The 16,231-nt window shown below is 64.3% G+C and carries 17 protein-coding genes and 1 riboswitch; of the genes, 7 read left to right on the plus strand and 10 right to left on the minus strand.

All coding sequences use genetic code 11. From position 1 onward, the window contains the following. The first annotated feature begins 184 nt into the window (after nucleotides 1-184). From KYK29_RS08080 to KYK29_RS08100, 5 genes are all read left to right on the plus strand, one after another. On the plus strand, nucleotides 185-355 hold the full coding sequence (locus tag KYK29_RS08080; RefSeq protein ID WP_254690378.1) for a hypothetical protein: 171 nt from the start codon (nucleotides 185-187) through the stop codon (nucleotides 353-355). Between the two features lie 29 nt (nucleotides 356-384). After that, a riboswitch (cobalamin riboswitch) is annotated at nucleotides 385-595 on the plus strand. Nucleotides 596-689: 94 nt separating this feature from the next. Beyond that, a complete protein-coding gene (locus KYK29_RS08085; protein ID WP_254690379.1) occupies nucleotides 690-1,055 on the plus strand; it encodes a DUF1636 family protein in 366 nt (121 codons plus the stop codon). Continuing rightward, nucleotides 1,052-1,849 (plus strand): ABC transporter ATP-binding protein, encoded by a 798-nt coding sequence (locus KYK29_RS08090; protein ID WP_254690380.1) that lies wholly within the window; start codon nucleotides 1,052-1,054, stop codon nucleotides 1,847-1,849. The genes KYK29_RS08085 and KYK29_RS08090 overlap by 4 nt, the downstream gene beginning before the upstream one ends. After that, complete coding sequence (locus KYK29_RS08095) at nucleotides 1,846-2,793, plus strand: ABC transporter substrate-binding protein (protein ID WP_254690381.1); 948 nt, start codon at nucleotides 1,846-1,848, stop codon at nucleotides 2,791-2,793. Before KYK29_RS08090 ends, KYK29_RS08095 begins: the two co-directional genes overlap by 4 nt. Before the next feature lie 47 nt (nucleotides 2,794-2,840). Further along, a complete protein-coding gene (locus KYK29_RS08100; RefSeq protein ID WP_254690859.1) occupies nucleotides 2,841-3,800 on the plus strand; it encodes a FecCD family ABC transporter permease in 960 nt (319 codons plus the stop codon). A gap of 145 nt (nucleotides 3,801-3,945) precedes the next feature. On the opposite strand, the gene KYK29_RS08105 is transcribed toward KYK29_RS08100, so the two are convergent. From KYK29_RS08105 to KYK29_RS08125, 5 genes are all read right to left on the minus strand, one after another. Then, nucleotides 3,946-4,722: an ATP-binding cassette domain-containing protein gene (locus KYK29_RS08105; protein WP_437437235.1), complete on the minus strand. Its 777-nt coding sequence runs from the start codon at nucleotides 4,720-4,722 to the stop codon at nucleotides 3,946-3,948. After that, nucleotides 4,722-5,843 (minus strand): ABC transporter permease, encoded by a 1,122-nt coding sequence (locus tag KYK29_RS08110; protein ID WP_254690382.1) that lies wholly within the window; start codon nucleotides 5,841-5,843, stop codon nucleotides 4,722-4,724. Before KYK29_RS08110 ends, KYK29_RS08105 begins: the two co-directional genes overlap by 1 nt. Nucleotides 5,844-5,915: 72 nt before the next feature. Further along, the gene (locus tag KYK29_RS08115; protein ID WP_254690383.1) at nucleotides 5,916-6,860 is read right to left on the minus strand and encodes a sugar ABC transporter substrate-binding protein; all 945 of its coding nucleotides are present in this window, start codon (nucleotides 6,858-6,860) and stop codon (nucleotides 5,916-5,918) included. Nucleotides 6,861-6,923: 63 nt separating this feature from the next. Next, entirely contained in the window at nucleotides 6,924-8,033 is a 1,110-nt protein-coding gene (locus tag KYK29_RS08120) for a phytanoyl-CoA dioxygenase family protein (RefSeq protein WP_254690384.1), read from the minus strand. Nucleotides 8,034-8,376: 343 nt separating this feature from the next. Then, nucleotides 8,377-8,526 carry a hypothetical protein gene (locus KYK29_RS08125; protein ID WP_254690385.1) on the minus strand — a complete coding sequence of 50 codons (150 nt, stop codon included), beginning with the start codon at nucleotides 8,524-8,526 and terminating at the stop codon, nucleotides 8,377-8,379. Between the two features lie 399 nt (nucleotides 8,527-8,925). Here KYK29_RS08125 and KYK29_RS08130 point away from each other — a divergent pair, with 399 nt between their 5' ends. Then, a complete protein-coding gene (locus tag KYK29_RS08130) occupies nucleotides 8,926-10,167 on the plus strand; it encodes an AGE family epimerase/isomerase (RefSeq protein WP_254690386.1) in 1,242 nt (413 codons plus the stop codon). A 27-nt stretch (nucleotides 10,168-10,194) separates the two neighbouring features. On the opposite strand, the gene KYK29_RS08135 is transcribed toward KYK29_RS08130, so the two are convergent. The 5 genes from KYK29_RS08135 to ccmA form a co-directional block, all read right to left on the minus strand. Next, on the minus strand, nucleotides 10,195-10,788 hold the full coding sequence (locus tag KYK29_RS08135) for a DsbE family thiol:disulfide interchange protein (RefSeq protein ID WP_254690387.1): 594 nt from the start codon (nucleotides 10,786-10,788) through the stop codon (nucleotides 10,195-10,197). After that, the gene (ccmD, locus tag KYK29_RS08140; protein WP_254690388.1) at nucleotides 10,785-10,964 is read right to left on the minus strand and encodes a heme exporter protein CcmD; all 180 of its coding nucleotides are present in this window, start codon (nucleotides 10,962-10,964) and stop codon (nucleotides 10,785-10,787) included. The genes KYK29_RS08135 and ccmD overlap by 4 nt, the downstream gene beginning before the upstream one ends. Continuing rightward, entirely contained in the window at nucleotides 10,961-11,731 is a 771-nt protein-coding gene (locus KYK29_RS08145; RefSeq protein ID WP_254690389.1) for a heme ABC transporter permease, read from the minus strand. The genes ccmD and KYK29_RS08145 overlap by 4 nt, the downstream gene beginning before the upstream one ends. Before the next feature lie 72 nt (nucleotides 11,732-11,803). Beyond that, nucleotides 11,804-12,463 (minus strand): heme exporter protein CcmB, encoded by a 660-nt coding sequence (ccmB, locus tag KYK29_RS08150; protein ID WP_254690390.1) that lies wholly within the window; start codon nucleotides 12,461-12,463, stop codon nucleotides 11,804-11,806. 124 nt (nucleotides 12,464-12,587) lie between these two features. Then, on the minus strand, nucleotides 12,588-13,229 hold the full coding sequence (gene ccmA, locus KYK29_RS08155) for a heme ABC exporter ATP-binding protein CcmA (protein WP_254690391.1): 642 nt from the start codon (nucleotides 13,227-13,229) through the stop codon (nucleotides 12,588-12,590). 266 nt (nucleotides 13,230-13,495) lie between these two features. Here ccmA and acnA point away from each other — a divergent pair, with 266 nt between their 5' ends. Next, nucleotides 13,496-16,189, plus strand: coding sequence for an aconitate hydratase AcnA (gene acnA, locus KYK29_RS08160; protein ID WP_254690392.1), 2,694 nt, complete (start codon nucleotides 13,496-13,498; stop codon nucleotides 16,187-16,189). The last annotated feature ends 42 nt before the right edge of the window (nucleotides 16,190-16,231 follow it).

A 16,231-nucleotide genomic window follows, 5' to 3' on the forward strand; every position in this document is an offset into this window, starting at 1 on the left:
GTGATGGACGCCGGTCGGGCCTTCGGGATCAGGTTTTCGAACGTCAGGCAATTGGCCGTCATCGCATTGAGGGGCATTGACAGCACCTGATTATGTAACGTAATAACATTTCAAATTCTGCCGGCGATCATCCCGTAGCGCGCATCGGCGGCCGAGAAGAATTCTCAAGCGAAAGGATCAGGTCATGATCACGAAGATCGCCGCCACCTTCTACTTCCTGTCCGACCGCGGTGAAACCGCCGGAAAGGATGATGAGCGCCTGCTGACCGACCGGAAGGAAGCCTTCGGAACCGGCCGTTTCGATTTCGCAAAAGCCGAAACGCATCCCGCCCGCGGCGACCGGCGGTACGCGTGAGGTCACGGCTTGACAGGCACTCCGATTGCCCCCTAACTGGGACGGACGGTTCCCAAGGCAAAGCCGGAGGGACTAACAGGGAACACGGTGAGGACGACCCGAACGGGGCCGAAACCGTGGCTGCCCCCGCAACTGTAAGCGGTGAGGTCTTTTCATCCGTGCCACTGGTCCATCGACCGGGAAGGCCGACGAGCCCTTCGACCCGCGAGCCAGGAGACCTGCCGTCATCTGAAACAGCAACCGGACGGGGTGTGCCGGAAAGCGTTGTGACGCCGTGCGCATCCATCTGCGACGGCCGATCATCCTTCACCAGCCCCGCCTGCCGAAGGATGACATGACGACAGCCTCTCCCGCCTATGCCCTCGTGCTTTGCAGCCGCTGCAAGGACGCAACCGGCCAACCCGCCGCAGCGGCGCTTGAGGCGCAGCTTGCCCCCTATCTGCCGGCCGGCGGCTTCCGCCTCGAAACCGTTGCCTGTCTTGCCGGCTGCGCACGCCCGCTCGCCGTCGCCTTCACCGCGCCGTCGAAGGCGACGTTCCTGTTCGGGGATATCGTCCCGAAGGATGCCGACGCCCTGCTGACCTTCGGTCGCCAGTATCGCGACCTTGCCGACGGCTGGTGCAACGAGGGCCAGCGCCCCGCCGGCCTCCGGGGCAAGACGCTCGCGCGCATTCCCCACGTCGGAGGGCTTGCCGGATGAGCGATCCTGTCCTCGCCGGGCACGCGCTGACCTACGAGACCGCTTCCGGCGACCGGCTTCTGCACGACGTGTCGATTGACGTCGCTCCCTCGGACCGCCTCGCCATCATCGGCCCGAACGGCGCGGGCAAGACGACGCTCCTGCGCATGCTCGCCGGCACATTGCAGCCGACCGCGGGAGCGGTCCATCTCTTCGGCACGCCGCTGGCGGCGATGCGCCCGGTCGAGCGCGCGCGCCGCATCGCCGTGGTGGGGCAGACGGACCAGCCGGACCGCCGCATTTCCGTCCGCGATTATGTGGCGCTCGGCCGCATCCCGCATACGGCCCGGCACGCGGGCACGCAGGACGTCGTCGCTGTCGAAAGCGCGCTGGAGCAAACGGAACTGCTCGCCCTTGCCCGGCGCGAGATGGGGTCGCTTTCGGGCGGCGAACGGCAGCGGGCGCAGATCGCCCGTGCGCTGGCCCAAGAGCCCCGTATCCTGTTTCTCGACGAGCCGACGAACCATCTCGATCCCCGCGCTCGCGGCGCGCTTCTCGCGCTGGTGGCCGACCTCGGCCTCACCATCGTCGCGGTGCTGCACGATCTTCACCTCGTTTCCGGCTTCGCCACACGGGTCGCCGTGCTGCGGCAGGGTGCGCTCACGGCCTGCGGGCCGGTAGAGGAAACGCTCAGCCGGCAGGTCGTGCGCGACGTCTTCGGCATCGACGTCCTGCGCCTGCCCCATCCGCACGAAGACCGCCAGCTCACCATCTTCGACATTCCCCTCATCCGCAGCACCGGAGCATTCCTATGAAACGCCTGATCCTCGCATCCCTCTTCACTCTTTCGGCCTCCGCCGCTTTCGCCTTTCCCGTCACGGTCGACAGCTGCGGCACGCCGGTAACCTTCGACGCCGCGCCGAAACGGGCGGTGGTCCACGACATCAACATGGCGAAAATGGCCTTCGCGCTCGACCTCCAGCCGTCGATCGTCGGCGTGACGGGCATTACCGGCTGGTACAAGACCGACGACACCTTCAAGCAGGAACAGGGTGCAATCCCCGAACTCGCCCCGAAATATCCGACGATGGAGAACCTCGTCGCCGCCGATCCGGACTTCTTCTTCGCCGGCTGGTATTACGGCATGAAACCCGGCGGCGACGTCACGCCCGACACGCTGGCCGAACACGGCATCAAGACGCTGGTCCTGACCGAAAGCTGCATCCATCTCGACAAGGATCGCCCGGCCGCCTCGATGGACCTGCTCTATGCCGACATCGAGAAGCTCGGCACGATCTTCGGCAAGGAGACGGAGGCGAACGCGCTCGTCGCGGACTGGAAAGTGCAGCTCGCCACTATCGAAAAAACGGTCGGCGACAGAAGCGGCACCCGCGTCTTCCTTTACGATTCCGGCGACGACAAGCCCTTCACGGCGGGCAAATACGCCATTACCACCGCGATGATCGCGGCCGCCGGCGGCAGGAACATCATGGACGACATGGAGACGAGCTGGGGCAACACCGACTGGGAGACCGTCGCGGCCCGCGATCCGCAATTCCTCGTCCTGCTCGACTACCAGGACGGCGGCGGCCATGAAAAGCTCCTCGGCTTCCTGAAGGCACACCCCGCCATGAAGGAGACGGAGGCCGTGAGGAACGATCGCTTCGTGCCGCTGCGCTACGAGGAACTGACGCCCGGCCCCGACAATATCGCCGCCATCGACAAGATCGCCAGGGCGCTCCATCCGGAAGCCTTCTGATCGTGCCCTATCGTTTCGGCGTCGGCCTCGCGACTGCTCTTGTCGCGATGGCCGCGCTGACCGCCGCCTCCGTCATCTACGGATCGACCGTCATCCCGCTTGCGGAGGTAACGACCGCGCTTTCCCGCGCACTCGGCTTCACCGCCGGCGATCCGGGGCCGATCGACCGCATCATCGTGGACCTGCGCCTGCCGCGCGCGATCCTCGCGATCGCAGTCGGCGCGGGACTCGGCGTCATCGGCCTGCTGCTCCAGACCGTCACCCGCAACGATCTCGCCGACCCGTTCCTCTTCGGTCTGTCGGCCGGGGCGGCCGCCGGAGCCGTCGCGGTCATCACCCGGATCGGCGACCGCATCGGCGTCTTTACGCTGCCGCTCGCCGCCTTCGTCGGCGGCATGTGCGCCACCGCCGTCGTCCTCGTCCTCATTCGCCGCACGCAGGGCTACGGACCCGAACGGCTGATCCTCGCGGGACTGGCCGTGTCCTTCCTCTTCACGGCGCTCACCAATTACCTTGTCTTCTCCGGCGACCAGCGCGCCGCCCATTCCGTGCTCTTCTGGACGATGGGCGGGCTGGGGCTGGCAAGCTGGCGCAACATCGGCATCGGCCTTGCGGGAGCCGCGCTGGCGCTCTGCTACGCGCTGGTCCGCCACCGCCACCTCGATGCGCTGCTTGGAGGCGAGGAGACGGCGGAAAGCCTGGGCGTCCCGGTCGCACGCCTGCGCACCATGACCTTTCTCGTGGCGAGCTTCTCGACGGCGCTTCTCGTCTCCATTGCCGGCGTCATCGGCTTCATCGGCCTGATGATCCCGCATGTCGCCCGCCCGCTCGCCGGGCCGCTCCACGGCCGCCTCGCCCTTGTCTGCGCCCTCTTCGGCGCGGTCCTCCTGCTCGCCAGCGACCTTATCGCCCGTACCCTGCTGCCGCCTCAGGAACTTCCCGTCGGCGTGGTGACCAGTTCCATCGGCGCCCTGTTCGTCGTGATCGCCCTGCTGCGGCGAAGATAATCCGATCTGGCGGCGACGGATCGCGATGCGCTTGGGGATGGCCGGCCGAAGCGGATCGAGGGCTCATACCGGGCGGCAGGATCATGGAAAAAGGGGCAGGCCGGCGATTTCCGGCCCGCCCCTTCTCGTTCATTCCGGCCCGTCCTCAGATCGTACCGCCGAGAGAGGATTCCAGCAGCGCCATTTCCTGCCCGCCGGCCATCATGTCCTGGAGCGCGGCGGCGTCGACGGAACCGCGTTCCGCCGTTCCGAGCGTCTGCCCCCGGTTCAGCACCGTGAACCGGTCGCCCACGGCAAGCGCATGGCGGACGTTGTGGGTAATGAAGACGACACCGATCCCCTGCTTGCGCACCCGGTCGATGGTGCTCAGCACATTCGCCGTCTGGCGGACGCCGAGCGCCGAGGTCGGCTCATCGAGGATCAGCACCTTGGCGCCGAAATAGACCGCCCGTGCGATGGCGACGGTCTGGCGCTCGCCGCCCGAAAGCGTGCCCACCGCCTGATCGGGACCGCGCAGGCTGATCCCCATCCTGCGCATCTCGGCGACGGTGATCTCGTCGGCCTTCGCAAGATCGAATGTCCTGAGCGGCCAGACGCCCTTTTCCGGCTCGCGTCCCATCCAGAAATTGCGGCTGACGCTCATCAGGGGAATCATCGCGAGGTCCTGATAGACCGTGGCGATGCCCGCCGCCATGGCGGCGCGCGGGCTATCGAAGACGACGGGCGAACCATCCACCAGCACCTCCCCCTCGGTCGGCTGATAGACGCCCGACATGATCTTGATGAAGGTGGACTTTCCGGCGCCGTTGTCGCCCAGCAGGCAATGGCATTCGCCCGCATGCACGTCGAAGGATACCCCGGCCAGCGCGATGACATGGCCGAAGTGCTTCTTTATGTTCCTCATCTCCACGAGCGCGGTCATCAGCGTTCTCCCGTGATGATACGGCGAATATAGGTATTCATGATCACGGCGGTCAGCAGGATCACGCCGAGGAACACACGGAAGAGCGAACTTTCGGCATTGGCGAAGAACAGTCCCTGCTGCACCACGCCGAAGATGATCGCTCCCAACGCCGCCCCGATGACCGAACCGTAGCCACCGGTCAGCAGCGCGCCGCCGATGACCACGCAGATGATCGCCTCGAACTCCTTCAGGAGACCGCGGTCGGCGGAGGCGGAGCCGAACTCCATCACCTGGCAGGTGGCGAAGACACAGGCACAGAAGGCCGACAGCATGAACATCAGGATCTTCACGCGGTTAACCGGCACGCCGACGTAGCGCGCGGCCTGCGCATCGCCGCCCGAGGCGAAAATCCAGTTGCCGAACTTCGTACGGGTCAACAGCCAGTGGCCGAAGATCACCAGCACGATCGCCCATACGATCAGCATCGGAACCCCGTCGATCACCGGCTGGCCCGCGCGATTGCCACGGGTGAAGGTGGCGATCCAGCCCGCCTCTCCCATCCATGTGAAGAGCCCGGTCAGGACCTTGCCGCCGAACAGCGGCGCAAGCCAGTCGCCCGCCGTCTTTTCATTCAGGCCGCCGATGATGGTCTGCCGGGTGAAATAGACCGCACCCCAGATCGTCAGCCCCCGAAGGATATAGAGAAAGGCCAGCGTCACGATGAAGGACGGCAGGCCGGTGCGGATCACCAGCCATCCGTTCACCGCCCCGACGAGGACGCAGAAAGCGAATGTGAGGATGATCGCAAGCCAGAGCGGCAGCGAGAAATGAATGGCGAGTATCGCCATCATCACGCCGGCAAATCCGATCATCGAACCGGTGGACAGGTCGAACTCGCCGGCGATCATCAGGAGACACGCCCCGACGGCGATGACCATGAACTGGGCCGATACCACGGTCCAGTTCATCACGCCTTCGGCCGCGAACATGCCGCTGTCGCCGGCGATGGCGGCAAATAGCAGGAAAACGAGGATGGTGCCGCAAATACCGCCCAGTTCGGGCCGGATCAGCGCGCGCCGGAATGGCGAAACGGGCTTGATACGCTCGTCCCTCCGTACGTCTGGACTAGCGTCCGTCATGAATGCAGTCTCCTCCCGTGGAGGGGCGCGAGCGCTCGATCCGGCACGCGCGCCCCGAAGCCTGACGTCAGATCAGCGGTACTGGCCCGCCAGCGACTCGACGAGTTCGATATTGTCCTTCGTCACGAAGCCCGGACCGGTGAAGATCGAATTGGCGGGCGCCACGCCGTAGCGGACGTAGTTCGTCAGCACCTGGATCGGAATCGAGCCTTGCAGGAAGGGCTGCTGGTCGATGGCGAAGTTAACCGTGCCGTCCTTGATCCCTTCCGAGATTTCCGGGGAAAGGTCGAACGTGCCGAAGTAGATCTCGCCGTCGAGTCCCATATCCTTGACCGCCCGGATCGACGGGCCGGCGGAATTCGGGCCGAGCGTCAGGATTGCCCCGGTGTCGGCATTGGCGGTGAGATAGGCCTTGACCTTGTTCTCCACTTCGGACGGATCGATGCCGGAATCGATCATCTGGTTGCCGAGGTCCACGCCGATCCCTTCGGCGAAGCCGCGGCAGCGTTCAACGGACGCGGGGTTGGTGATATAGTGATTGACGCAGACGAAGCTTGTGATGCCGGCTTCCTTCGCGCGTTTTCCGGCCCCCAGGCCCGCCTCGTATTCCGGCTGGCCGACATGCAGCAGCGCGCCGAGCTGCTGGCTTTGCTCCACCGTGCCCGAATTGACGGTGACGACCGGAATACCCTTGGCCACCGCATCCTTGATCGGTCCTTCCAGCACATTGAAGTCGGCGATGGTGACGATGATGCCGTCGACGCCGGCGGCCGAACTCTGCTGCACGATGCGCGCCATGTCGGCAAGATCGCCGGTCGCCGGATTGCGATATTCGGTTTCGACCCCCATCTGCTCGTTGGTGATCTTGATCGCGTTCTTGATGACGTTGAACCAGCTGTCGCTATCCGGTCCATGGCTGATCCAGACGAATTTCTCGCCGTCGGCGTGCGCTGCGCCGGCAAAGGCCGTCGTGGCAAGCACAACGCCGACCGCCAGGGATTTCAGAAATTTCCTCATCAGTGCGTTCCTCCCGAACTTGGCTTCCTGTTTGTTCCCGCCCGAAGCCGTTGCGGGTGAAACTCAGGCGATGCGTTTTTCCGCCTGTGCGGACAGGGCGGCATCAAGCCTTGCCTGATCCCATCCTTCCTCCACTGCCCTGGCCAGAATATCCTGCTGGCTTTCAGGAGCAAGTCCGCCGATCGGCGGATCGGTGTCGAGATTGGTGGGAAACGGGTAGCCGTCCGCCGTCGCCGCGATGACCGCCCGTCTTCCCTGCGGCGAAAGCGCCGCCAGATGCGGATAGACCGCACGCGACATGGCCGTGCGGTCGATGGTTTCCATATGCCGCGCGAAGGCCGAAGCCGTCTGGATCAGGTTCACCATGCGCACGACATCCGCCGTCCGGTTTTCGCCCGCCGCATGGAACAACGCGGGGCTGAAGAAGATCGCATCGCCCTTCTCCAGCGGAAGCTGCACATGGTGCGCTTCGAAGTAGTCCCGGAACTCCGGACGCGTGGCGGCGATATAGCCTTGCAGATAGCGCTGGGAATGCGGAAGCAGCTTCGTCGTGCCGCTTTCCACCGGCATGTCGCAGTGCGCTACCCCGCCTTGCAGGATCAGCGTCGGTCCGGTCGCATGGATATGGGTCGGATATTCCTCCATCTGCCCGGGCGTCATGAAGCCGAGGTGATAATCCCGATGCGGCGCCTGCGCCTTGCCGCCGGGGCGGACCTGATTGACCTGGGTGGCAATCTGATAGCCCGGCCCGAGCCAGGCGCGGCAGGCGATGTCGATAACCGGATTGGCCATGTAACGGGCGTAGACGTCCGGCGCGCGCAGGCAGAGCTTTTGCAGGCTGTTCCATATGCGGTCATTGGCCCCCGCCTTGGCGAAATGGTCCCCCGCCCCGCCGCCGGTCGCCCTTTCGTCGGCGATGATCGTCCGGAAGACCTCGCTTGCCGCATCGATCGCCCCCGGATCGGCGAAGGCGCGCTTGACCACGAAGACGCCCGCCCCCTCGCCGATGATCGAAGCCCATTCGGATGCGATGGCGTCGCTTACCGACGCACCGTCATAGATCGGAATATTCTTTTCGATGGTGGTGGCCGTCGGGCACATGGCCATGGTCGTCTCGGTCTCGACCTGTCGCCGGAACTGCTCGAGATCGATCGTGTCGGCAAACTTCCTCATAGGTCCTCCTCCGCCTGGAAACGGCCGGCCGGTCGGTCATTTCCGCACGCCATGCCGGCCAATCCAAAAATTGCATTCATGCAATAACAGCAACAATTATTGTGAACGCTTTTACATGTCAACACGTCCCCGCAATACCCTGCCGTCCGGGTGGCGGACGGAAAAGTCGGCAGGAAAGCGGACGGAGGGCGTCCGTCAAGCCAGCGGATCAGGAGGATGGTCGAATTGGGCGGGGCGTGTCAAACCGAGTATTCCCGAAACTGAAAAGCTTCGACGCTTTCAGGGGAAACACGAAGGGGAGAGGCCGGAAACCGCCAGCGGGAACGCGACGGGATGGAAGATGTCAGACGAAGCCGAAGACGATGGCGCTGACGAAAATGAAGGCGGAGCCGATTGCGAGATTGCCGACGACCCAGCGTCCGGTCCGCCGGTCCCGACGACGGGGTTCCGCAGAATTCCAGATGATCCGGTCATCGAGATTCGCATCGCTCATGCATTTCTTCCCTTTTCACAAGACCGTGATATGGTCGTTTCCGCAGCCGGCAGCCAGGAGCCGCCCTTCGAGCGAGGTAATTCATATATCTTTTCCATAAGATTGGTAGGCTATTTTTTCTTATTTCCGCCACAAATGTAAATTGCCCTTTTCGCATGGAGGCGGCGTCACCGCCAAAGCCGTCTCAGGACGCGCCTGTTCCACCGCCCGCGCGATGGACGCCGCGGCTTGCGGCTCCAGACGTTCTGGGGCATAAATCCCTCCCCATCCGCCGCAGGCCCGCCGCATTCGAATGGCCGTGCGTGATCCCGGCCCATGACAGGCAAGCGTCGCGCCCCCGGCTCGACGGCGGAAAGACAACCGAAATGCGGAACAGACAACCGCAGAGGAGAACGCAACATGGGCGCAACCCAATCCCTCGGCGCTGCCTGGCAAAAACGCGATTATCACCGGCAATGGCTGTGGCGGGAAGCCAACCGCCTGTTCGACTTTTTCCAGAACCGCGCCTTTAATCCCGGCGGCGGTTTTTACGACCTTGATGTGGAAGGCCGTCCGATCAACGCGGGCAATCCCGTGCGCGGCATCCATGCGACCGCGCGCATGGTCCATTGCTTCGCCATCGGCAGCCTGCTCGGCCGTCCGGGTTCCGACGCCATCGTCGACCACGGCATGACCTATCTGTGGGAGAAGCATCGCGACCACGACCGCGGCGGCTACCACTGGTCGCTTGACAATTCCGGCCTGCTCGATTCGACGAAGCAGGGTTACGGCCATGCCTTCGTGCTGCTCGCCGCCTCCAGCGCCAAGGTCGCCGGCCATCCCGATGCGGATCGCATGATCGCCGATATCAGCAACATTCTCGAAACCCGCTTCTGGGAGAAGGAGCATGGCGCGATCACCGAGGAGTTCGAGGCCGACTGGACGCCGATTACGGGTTATCGCGGCCAGAACTCCAACATGCACCTGACGGAAGCCCTGATGGCGGCCTATGAAGCGACGGGGGAGAAAAGCTATCTCGACAAGGCCGAGAGCATCGCGGACCTGATCATTCGCCGGCGGGCCGGTGAGAACCATTTCCGGGTGCCTGAGCATTTCGACGAAAACTGGGTGCTGGACAAGGACTATCGCGGCAACGAGATGTTCCGGCCGGCCGGCACCACCCCCGGCCACTGGCTGGAGTGGACCCGCCTCGTGCTGCAACTCTACGCGCTCGGCGGCAGAAGGCACGACTGGATGCCGGAAGCTGCAAAAGCCCTCTTCGCCCAGGCGGTGAACCTCGGCTGGGATAAGGAGAAGGGCGGGTTCTTCTATACTCTCGACTGGAACGACGAACCGGCCCGGCGCAGCAAGCTGTGGTGGCCGATGGCCGAGGGCGCGGGCGCTGCCGCCTTCCTCAACGAGCATTGCCCCGACGATTTTCATGAAATCTGGTATCGGAAAATCTGGGACGGGATCGCCCGCCACTTCCTCGATCAGGAAAACGGCGGCTGGCACGAGGAACTGTCCGAGGATCTCACACCGAGCTATACGATCTTTTCAGGCAAGTGCGACCTCTATCATGCCCTTCAGGCCTGCCTCGTGCCGCTTTATCCGGCGACCGGCAGCCTCACCAAAGGCATCGCCGAAGCGGGCGGCCACTGAGCGGCTTCCCGCCCGCATCTCAAGGGGTTATCCGGCGGCCTCAGGCGTCAAGGCCTTGTCGATCGCCGGATAAAGCCCCTCCCTGACGCTCTTTTCGTCGAAGGGGCCGACCTTCTTGTAGAGGATCGTGCCGTCGGGACCGACGAGATAAGATTCAGGAATCCCGTAGACGCCCCAGTCGATCGCCATCTTGCCGTCCGGGTCAAGGCCGATCGCCGCATAGGGGTTTCCAAGCTCCCCGAGAAAACGCAGCGCGTTTTCACGGCCGTCCTTGTAGTTGACCCCGACGACGGTCAGGCGCTCATCCTTCGAAAGCGCCAGGATGACCGGATGCTCCTGCCGGCAGGGCACGCACCAGGAGGCCCAGAAATTGACGAGCGTCAGCTTCCCCTGCCCCGTCTGCGTGGTCAGGGCCGGCGTCTGCGCGCCCGAGAGCGGATCGAGATCGCGCCACGGGGCCTTTTCACCGATCAGCGCGGAGGGGATCTCGGAAATATCCCGGCCGCTGCGAAGCTGCGTCCAGAAGACCAGCGCAAGCGCGATGAAGATCGCCAGCGGCAACACCGCCAGCACGAAACGCGTGCCGGCGCCGCCGGATTTTTCCTTCTCCGGCGTGCTCATGGTTGCCCGCCGGATTTGGCGGCGGGCCGGGCCGAACGCCTGCGCACGCCCGCGGCCTCCAGCTGCTCCAGCTCGCGTCGCCGGGCGCGATGGTCGAGCCAAACCCAGAGCACGAGGCCGGCGACCGTGGCGAAAGTGGCGGCATAGGACACCGCGACATAGAAGGCATGGCTCATGCCGCGCCTCCCGGCCGGCCGGCGGCGCGTGCGGCGTGGCGGCGCAGAACCGCGATACGGCGGCGCAGGATCTCGTTGCGCATCGCCAGCGCGTGCAGGGTCAGGAACAGCAGCGTGAAGGCAGCCGCCATCACCAGCAGCGGCCGCAGGAATTCCGCATCGATGGTCGGTCCGTCAAGCCGTATCACGCTTGCCGGCTGGTGCAACGTATTCCACCATTCCACGGAAAACTTGATGATCGGGATATTGATGAAACCGACGAGGATCAGCACCGCGCCGACCTTGGCCGCGCGTGTCGGATCGTCCATGGCGCGGTTGAGCGCGATCAACCCGAGGTACATCAGGAACAGCACGAAGACGGAGGTCAGCCGCGCGTCCCAGACCCACCAGGTACCCCACATCGGCTTGCCCCACAAGGAGCCGGTCACCAGCGCGACGAAGGTGAAACAGGCGCCGATGGGCGCTGCCGCCCGCGCCGAGACATCGGCAAGCGGATGCCGCCAGACCAGCGTGCCCAGCGCCGAGACGGCCATGACCGAATAGCCCATCATCGACAGCCAGGCGGCAGGCACATGCACATACATGATGCGCACCGTGTCGCCCTGCTGGTAATCGCCGACCGTGGCGAATGCGAGATAGAGGCCAAGGGCGAAAAGACAGATCGTCATGCCGGCCATCCACGGCCAGACACGCGCCACCAGCGCCAGGAAGCGCGTCGGATTGGCGAGGTCGCTGAATTTGCGGATGACAAGGCTCGGTTCGTTCATGAGCGTTCTTTACCGCGCAATGCCCCCGGCTTCAATTGACCTTGCGCAATCACATTCGCGTCAAATCGCCCCTCAGTCGCTCGAAAGCCGCAGCGCGCCGGCGGCCGCCACCGGCCCCACGACGGCGAAAAAGAGATTGAGCGCCACGAGAATGAGAAAAGGCGGCAGGAAGGGCGCGGGATCCTCGATCGCCGCATGCACCGCGCTCACCCCGAAGATCAGCACCGGAATGGCCAGCGGCAGCACCAGAATGGAGACCAGCAACCCGCCACGCGGCAAGGCGACAGCGATCGCCGCGCCGGCCGCGCCGATAAAGGTGATGGCGGGCGTTCCGGCCAGAAGCGTCAACGTCGTCGCACCGATCGCCATCTCGTCCATATTCATGAACAGGCCGAGAAGCGGCGAGGCCAGCACCAGCGGCAGGCCGGTCGCGATCCAGTGGGCGAGGCATTTGACGAAGACGATCAGCACCAGCGGCGTCTCCTGCATCAGGAGAAGGTCCAGCGAGCCGTCCTCACGCTCGGCCTGAAACAACCGGTCGAGGCCGAGAAGCGAGGCGAGAAGCGCGCCGATCCAGAGAATCGCCGGGCCGATTCGCGAAAGCAGGTTGAGATCCGGCCCCACCCCGAAGGGAATGACGGCGACCACCGTCATGAAGAACAGAACGCCGATCAGCGCGCCGCCGCCGGCACGCACCGAAAGCCTCAGGTCTCGGACAAGAAGCGCGATCATGCGGGCGCCTTCCCGCGCAGCGGCCATTGCGGGAGAGGCCGATCCGGTCCTGCACGGTCGGGGCCGGGCGGAGCCCTCCCCTCCCCTTCATTGCCCGAAATGCAAATGGACATGGCAGGCCCCTTCACCACGCATCCTCCGCAAGACCCGCAAAACCGGTCATCCGCAATTCCTTCGCCCCGCCCAGCCCGAGCGGCTGATGCGTCGCGGCGATGGCGATGCCGCCGGCTGAGAGATGGCGCGTCACAAGGCCGGAGAACATCTCTTCGGCCGCCGCATCGAGCGCCGCGGTCGGCTCGTCGAGAAGCCACACGGGCCGCCAGGCGACCAGAAGCTTCGCCATGGCGATGCGGCGCTGCTGGCCGGCCGACAGATAGCCGAAAGGAAGATGCGTGATTCCCCCAAGGCCGACCATCGCCGCCGCGGCATCGACCGCCAGACCCTGCCCCCCCTGGAGATCGCCGAGGCAGGCCTTCCAGAAACGGAGGTTTTCCTCCACGCTAAGCTCGCGCTTCATGGCGTTGCGATGGCCGAGATAGTGGCACGCTTCGCAAGGGCGCTCGACCGTGTGCGCCGCAGCATCGATCCGCACCGAACCGGCCTCCGGCGGCAGGAGACCGGCCAGGACGCGCAGCAGCGTCGACTTGCCGGCGCCGTTCGCGCCCTTCACCACCAGCGCCTCGCCGGCGGCGACCTCGAAGGAAATATCATGGAAAATCAGGTCTTCGCCCCGTTTTGCGCTGAGACCCTCGGCAACGAGGCGCATGATGCTCCATTTCCCTCTACGACCTTGGCCGCAATGCAAAAATTGTCCGTTTTGGGGTTTCGTATACTGGAACCTTCCTTAGAAGTTATCTATAAGGCCAGCAACACGCCAGCGGTCGGCGTGAATTTCATCCTAGCGCCGAACACGGGAATGATTTCCGCGTACGGACAGCGGAAATGACCGCACCCGCATCCCAGTTGCGCTGCAACAGCGCAAGGGCGTTCGTACGTCAGCTTTCTGGCGACCAGACGGAACGGGGTATAAAAGTGTCTACATCCCTAGATAGTTTCAATTGTCGTTCGACCCTCACGGTGGGCGACACCGATTATGTCTATTACAGCCTGCCGAAAGCCGAGGCCAACGGCCTGGCCGGCATCTCCAGGCTGCCCTACTCGATGAAGGTGCTGCTCGAAAACCTGCTGCGCTTCGAGGACGGCCGTTCGGTGACCAAGGAGCACATCCTGGCCGTCGCCGACTGGCTGAAGAACAAGGGCGCGGTCGAAACCGAGATCGCCTATCGCCCGGCGCGCGTGCTGATGCAGGACTTCACCGGCGTTCCCGCCGTCGTCGATCTTGCGGCGATGCGCGATGCGATGGTCTCGCTTGGCGGCGATCCGGAGAAGATCAACCCGCTCGTTCCCGTCGATCTCGTCATCGACCATTCGGTCATCGTCGACGAATTCGGCACGCCGACCGCCTTTGCCCGTAACGTCGAACTGGAATACCAGCGCAACGGCGAACGCTACCGCTTCCTGAAGTGGGGCCAGCAGGCGTTCAAGAACTTCCGCGTCGTGCCGCCGGGCACCGGCATCTGTCATCAGGTCAATCTGGAGTATCTGGGCCAGACCGTCTGGACCAAGGAAGAAGACGGCGAGATTGTCGCCTACCCGGACACCTGCGTCGGCACGGACAGCCATACGACCATGATCAACGGTCTCGGCGTGCTCGGCTGGGGCGTCGGCGGCATCGAGGCGGAGGCCGCCATGCTCGGCCAACCGGTCTCCATGCTGCTGCCGGAAGTCGTCGGCTTCAAGCTGACCGGCAAGCTGAAGGAAGGCGTCACGGCCACCGACCTGGTGCTCACCGTCGTGCAGATGCTGCGCAAGAAGGGCGTGGTCTCCAAGTTCGTCGAATTCTTCGGTCCCGGTCTCGACAATATGACGCTCGCCGACCGCGCGACGATCGGCAACATGGGTCCGGAATACGGCGCGACCTGCGGCTTCTTCCCGGTTGACGCCGAAACCGTCAACTATCTTACCATGTCCGGCCGCGAGGAAGACCGGATCGCGCTGGTCGAAGCCTATTCCAAGGCTCAGGGCATGTGGCGCGACAGCGACGGCTCCGCCATCGTCTTCACCGATACGCTGGAACTCGATCTCGGCGACGTCGTGCCTTCCATGGCCGGTCCGAAGCGTCCCGAAGGCCGGATCGCGCTTGAAAACATCGCATCGGGCTTCGCCGCCTCGCTCGATAGCGAATACAACAAGCCCGGCCAGTTGCAGAACCGCTACGCCGTCGAGGGCGCCGATTACGACATCGGCCATGGCGATGTGGCGATCGCGGCGATCACCTCCTGCACCAACACCTCCAACCCGTCGGTGCTGATCGCCGCCGGCCTGCTCGCCCGCAACGCGGTCGCCAGGGGCCTGAAGACGAAGCCGTGGGTCAAGACCTCGCTTGCGCCGGGATCGCAGGTGGTCGCGGAATATCTCTCCAAGTCCGGCCTTCAGGACGATCTCGACAGCCTCGGCTTCAACCTCGTCGGCTTCGGCTGCACCACCTGCATCGGCAACTCCGGCCCGCTGCCGGGTCCGATCTCGAAGACCATCAACGACAAGGGCCTGATCGCCGCCGGCGTTCTGTCGGGCAACCGCAACTTCGAAGGTCGCATTTCTCCCGACGTCCAGGCGAACTACCTCGCCTCGCCGCCGCTCGTCGTCGCCTATGCGCTGGCGGGCTCGGTCCAGAAGGACCTCACCAAGGAGCCGATCGGCGAAGACCAGAACGGCAACCCTGTCTATCTCAAGGACATCTGGCCCTCCTCCCGGGAGATCCAGGAGTTCATCATGAAGTACGTCACCCGTGAGCTTTACGCCACGAAATACGCCGACGTCTTCAAGGGCGACGACAACTGGCAGGCCGTACAGGTGCCGGCGGGACAGACCTATACCTGGGACGACCAGTCGACCTATGTGCAGAACCCGCCCTATTTCGTCGGCATGGGCAAGACCGGAACCGGCCTTTCCGACATCAAGGGCGCGCGCGTCCTCGGCCTGTTCGGTGACAAGATCACGACCGACCACATTTCTCCGGCCGGCTCGATCAAGGCGCAGTCCCCGGCCGGCGCCTATCTTCTCGACCATGGCGTCGGCATCGCCGACTTCAACCAGTACGGCACGCGGCGCGGCAACCACGAGGTGATGATGCGCGGCACCTTCGCCAATATCCGCATCCGCAACCACATGCTGGGTCCGAACGGCAAGGAAGGCGGCTATACGATCCACTATCCCTCCAAGGAGGAGATGTCGATCTACGACGCCGCCATGAAGTACAAGGAAGAGGGCGTTCCGCTCGTCATCTTCGCCGGGGTCGAATACGGCAACGGCTCGTCGCGCGACTGGGCCGCCAAGGGCACGAACCTTCTTGGCGTCAAGGCCGTGATCGCCCAGTCCTTCGAGCGCATCCATCGCTCCAACCTCGTCGGCATGGGCGTCGTGCCCTTCGTCTTCGAGGAAGGCACGACCTGGGCTTCGCTCGACCTCAAGGGCGACGAGATCGTTACGATCGAGGGGCTGGAAGGCGAGATCAAGCCGCGTGAAAAGAAGATCGCCCGGATCATCTATTCCGACGGCACGGTGAAGGACGTTCCGATCCTCTGCCGCATCGACACGCTCGACGAGGTAACCTACGTCAACAACGGCGGCATCCTGCAAACGGTGCTGCGCGACCTCGCCGCCTGAGCCGCGGTCATCCGATAGCCGGGGCCTCCTGTCAGGCCCCGG

Source organism: Shinella daejeonensis, from assembly GCF_024281235.1.
Classification (GTDB): domain Bacteria; phylum Pseudomonadota; class Alphaproteobacteria; order Rhizobiales; family Rhizobiaceae; genus Shinella; species Shinella daejeonensis.